Consider the following 3,617-nt stretch of genomic DNA (forward strand, 5'->3'; position numbering starts at 1 on the left):
GAGGCCCAGGCCTCGCGTTATGTTATTTACATCAGCGGTTTCTGACCGCGCTGCCACCAGCGCAGCAGAAGCCGATCGGCGCTCTCCGACGCGCTACCGGTAAAGCGGTCGAGCATCTTCTTACGCTGTTGATAACGCACCCCGATCACCTCGTGGCTCTCCATCAGCCCCAGCAGCAGCTCATCGCTGGTTTCAACCGCATCCACCAGACCTTTTTCCAGCGCCTGCACCCCGTACCAGTGTTCGCCGGTGGCCACCTGCTCAATATCAAGTCCCGGACGCATCCGGTGGACGAAATCCTTGAACAAATGATGTGTCTCATTGAGATCCTCGCGGAACTTGCGCCGCCCTTCCTCGGTATTTTCGCCCAGCATGGTGAGCGTTCGTTTGTACTGCCCGGCAGTGTGCAGTTCGATATCGATATCTTTATTCTTCAGGAAGCGGTGCAGGTTCGGGATCTGCGCCACCACACCAATAGATCCGAGGATCGCAAACGGCGCCGAGACAATTTTGTTCGCCACGCAGGCCATCATATAGCCGCCGCTGGCCGCCACTTTGTCGACCGACACCGTCAGCGGGATCTGCTTGTCGCGCAAACGCTGCAGCTGAGAGGCGGCCAGACCGTAGCCGTGCACCACCCCGCCGGGGCTTTCCAGGCGAATCACCACCTGATCGCGCGCTTTCGCCGCCGCCAGTACCGCGGTGATCTCTTCCCGCAGGCTATTGACCTCATGAGCATCCATACTGCCTTTGAAATCCAGCACCCAGGCGCGCGGCTTGCCTTCCGGCTCGGCATTGCCCAGCTTCGCCCGCGCTTTGGCCGCCTTCGCCTCTTGTTTTTGCTTTTTCTTCTGCGCCTTATGCCACTGCTTCTGCTGCGGGCCGTCCAGCAGCGCCACCGCCAGCGATTCCTTCATCTCTTTATAATGCTCGCTAAGATTGGTCACCCGCAGCTCGCCGCGCTGCTTCTTGCGCTGAGCGAGGTTGACGATAATAGCGGCAATCACCGCGATGGCGACGACAACCGTCGCGATCTTGGCTAAAAATAAGCCGTACTGAGCAAGTAATTCCACGTTTTCACCTTGTGTAAAGCACTGACGTTGCTGCACAGTGTACCTCAGCCGCTGGCGAGAAGTCTTTGTGCTTTGTGTTCTCTGCGCAGCGGATTCTGTTTTTTTTCGCGCGGCTGAAATCGTTGCAAGATATTAATTTTGTGAATACTTTCCGCTTCGCCGATTGCAATGGCGGGCGCTTTCAGGCATAACAGCGCAAAAGTGAGATACCAAAGATGAAGCGCGATCGGGAACCGATCGCCCAAGGAGTTGCCGTGCATTATCAACCACAACGTCACTTGCTGAAAGATCGCATCATCCTGGTCACCGGGGCCAGCGACGGGATTGGTCGTGAAGCGGCCCTGACCTACGCGCGCTATAGCGCCAGCGTTATCCTGCTGGGTCGCAACGACGACAAACTGCGCACCGTCGCCCAGGAGATTGAGCGTGAGGGTGGTATTCCCCCTCGCTGGTTTACCCTCGACCTGCTCACCTGTACGCCCCAGGCGTGCCAGCAGCTGGCGCAGCAGATCAGCATGCACTATCCCCGCCTTGACGGCGTGCTGCATAACGCTGGCCTGCTCGGCGACATCTGCCCAATGGAAGAGCAGAAGCCGGAGGTCTGGCAGCAGGTGATGCAGGTGAACGTTAATGGCACCTTTATGCTGACCCAGGCGCTTCTTCCTTTATTACTCCGTTCGGAATCGGGCTCGCTGGTCTTCACCTCATCCAGCGTCGGTCGTCAGGGCCGCGCCAACTGGGGCGCCTATGCCGTTTCCAAATTCGCCACCGAAGGGATGATGCAGGTGCTGGCCGACGAGTATCAAAGCCGCCACCTGCGGGTAAACTGTATCAACCCCGGCGGCACTCGCACCGGAATGCGCGCCAGCGCGTTCCCGACGGAAGATCCGCTGAAACTGAAAACCCCCGCTGACATTATGCCCGTCTATCTGTGGCTGATGGGTGACGACAGTCGTCGCAAGACGGGAATGACCTTCGACGCCCAACCGGGACGTAAACCAGGAATTGCCCAATGAGTGATGAACGCTACCGCGAACGCCAGCAGCGGCTGAAAGATAAAGTTGACGCCCGGGTGGCGGCGGCCCAGGACGAGCGCGGCATTGTGATGGTCTTTACCGGCAACGGCAAAGGCAAAACCACCGCCGCCTTTGGCACCGCGACCCGCGCCGTCGGCCATGGCAAAAAAGTCGGCGTGATCCAGTTTATCAAGGGGACCTGGCCTAACGGCGAGCGTAATCTGCTGGAGCCTCACGGCGTCGAATTTCAGGTGATGGCCACCGGCTTCACCTGGAACACCCAGGATCGCGACAGCGACACCGCCGCCTGCCTGGCGGTCTGGGAGCATGCCCGCCGTATGCTCGCTGACGACCAGCTCGATCTGGTGCTGCTGGACGAGCTGACCTACATGGTGGCGTATGATTACCTGCCGCTGGAGTCGGTGCTGAGCGCCCTGCGTGAGCGCCCTGCCCATCAGTCGGTGATCATCACCGGCCGCGGCTGTCATCGCGATATTATTGAACTGGCCGATACCGTCAGCGAACTGCGTCCGGTCAAGCATGCATTTGATGCCGGGATTAAAGCGCAGATGGGGATTGACTACTGAGGGCCTGATAGCGCGGAAGGAAGTACGCGTTCCGGCGGCAAGTCACCGGAACGCATAACATTAACCGTTAGTCTTATTGCGAGTACTGGAACGACGGTTGCTGTTGTTACCCTGGCGCGGATTAGCGCTGGTCTGGCTGTGACGCTTCACCGCCCGACGGATCTGATTGGCTTTCAACCGCCGACGGTCTTTTTCGACGGCAACCTTAGAGCTGGTTTCCGGCGTGAGCTCCACCAGCTCGCGCAGGTAGTTGGTCTGCGCCAGGTCCAGCTCGGTATAGCCGCCGCGCGGCAGGCCTTTCGGCAGCAGAATATCGCCGTAGCGCACGCGGATCAGACGGCTGACCTGCACGCCGACCGCTTCCCACAGGCGACGCACTTCGCGGTTACGCCCTTCGGTCAGGGTAACGTTATACCACTGGTTAATCCCTTCGCCGCCGGTGAATTTGATGGTTTTAAACGCTGCCGGACCATCTTCTAACTGTACGCCGCGCGACAGCTGGCGCAGCTTATCATCATCCACCTGGCCGAAAACGCGAACGGCGTATTCACGCTCGACTTCACGGCTCGGGTGCATCAGGCGGTTGGCCAGTTCGCCATCGGTGGTGAACAGCAGCAGGCCGCAGGTATTCACGTCCAGACGACCAACGGCAATCCAGCGCGCGCCGCGCAGTTTAGGCAGACGATCAAACACCGTCGGGCGTCCTTCCGGATCGTTACGGGTGCACAGCTCGCCTTCCGGCTTATAGTAAGCCAGCACGCGGCAGATCTGCTCGGCAGACTCTTTCACCGAGATCAGATGACCATCGATACGAATTTTTAAACCAGGAACAATTTCCACACGATCGCCGAGGGTGGCGATTTTGCCGTCGACGCTGACGCGGCCAGCTTCGATTTTCGCTTCAATTTCACGGCGGGGGGCGGGGGGGGGGGGGGGGGGGG

The 3,617-nt window shown here is 59.4% G+C and carries 5 protein-coding genes; 2 read left to right on the forward strand and 3 right to left on the reverse strand.

Translation table 11 applies throughout. From position 1 onward, the window contains the following. Nucleotides 1–26: 26 nt before the first annotated feature. Together sohB and HMPREF9538_RS0127335 are read right to left on the reverse strand one after the other, a co-directional pair. Entirely contained in the window at nt 27–1,073 is a 1,047-nt protein-coding gene (sohB, locus tag HMPREF9538_RS17840; RefSeq protein WP_029602469.1) for a protease SohB, read from the reverse strand. A gap of 44 nt (nt 1,074–1,117) precedes the next feature. Next, nucleotides 1,118–1,333 carry a hypothetical protein gene (locus HMPREF9538_RS0127335; RefSeq protein WP_004210741.1) on the reverse strand — a complete coding sequence of 72 codons (216 nt, stop codon included), beginning with the start codon at nt 1,331–1,333 and terminating at the stop codon, nt 1,118–1,120. Between HMPREF9538_RS0127335 and HMPREF9538_RS0127340 the strand changes: the two genes are divergently transcribed. After that, nucleotides 1,328–2,089 (forward strand): YciK family oxidoreductase, encoded by a 762-nt coding sequence (locus HMPREF9538_RS0127340; RefSeq protein ID WP_004196459.1) that lies wholly within the window; start codon nt 1,328–1,330, stop codon nt 2,087–2,089. The two genes, HMPREF9538_RS0127335 and HMPREF9538_RS0127340, sit on opposite strands and share 6 nt — an antisense overlap. Next, a complete protein-coding gene (cobO, locus tag HMPREF9538_RS17835) occupies nt 2,086–2,676 on the forward strand; it encodes a cob(I)yrinic acid a,c-diamide adenosyltransferase (RefSeq protein WP_002901749.1) in 591 nt (196 codons plus the stop codon). Before HMPREF9538_RS0127340 ends, cobO begins: the two co-directional genes overlap by 4 nt. A 60-nt stretch (nt 2,677–2,736) precedes the next feature. On the opposite strand, the gene rluB is transcribed toward cobO, so the two are convergent. After that, on the reverse strand, nt 2,737–3,582 hold the full coding sequence (gene rluB, locus HMPREF9538_RS17830; RefSeq protein ID WP_050541592.1) for a 23S rRNA pseudouridine(2605) synthase RluB: 846 nt from the start codon (nt 3,580–3,582) through the stop codon (nt 2,737–2,739). Nucleotides 3,583–3,617: the final 35 nt, after the last annotated feature.

It is taken from the genome of Klebsiella sp. MS 92-3, from assembly GCF_000195655.1.
Taxonomy (GTDB): Bacteria; Pseudomonadota; Gammaproteobacteria; order Enterobacterales; family Enterobacteriaceae; genus Klebsiella; species Klebsiella pneumoniae.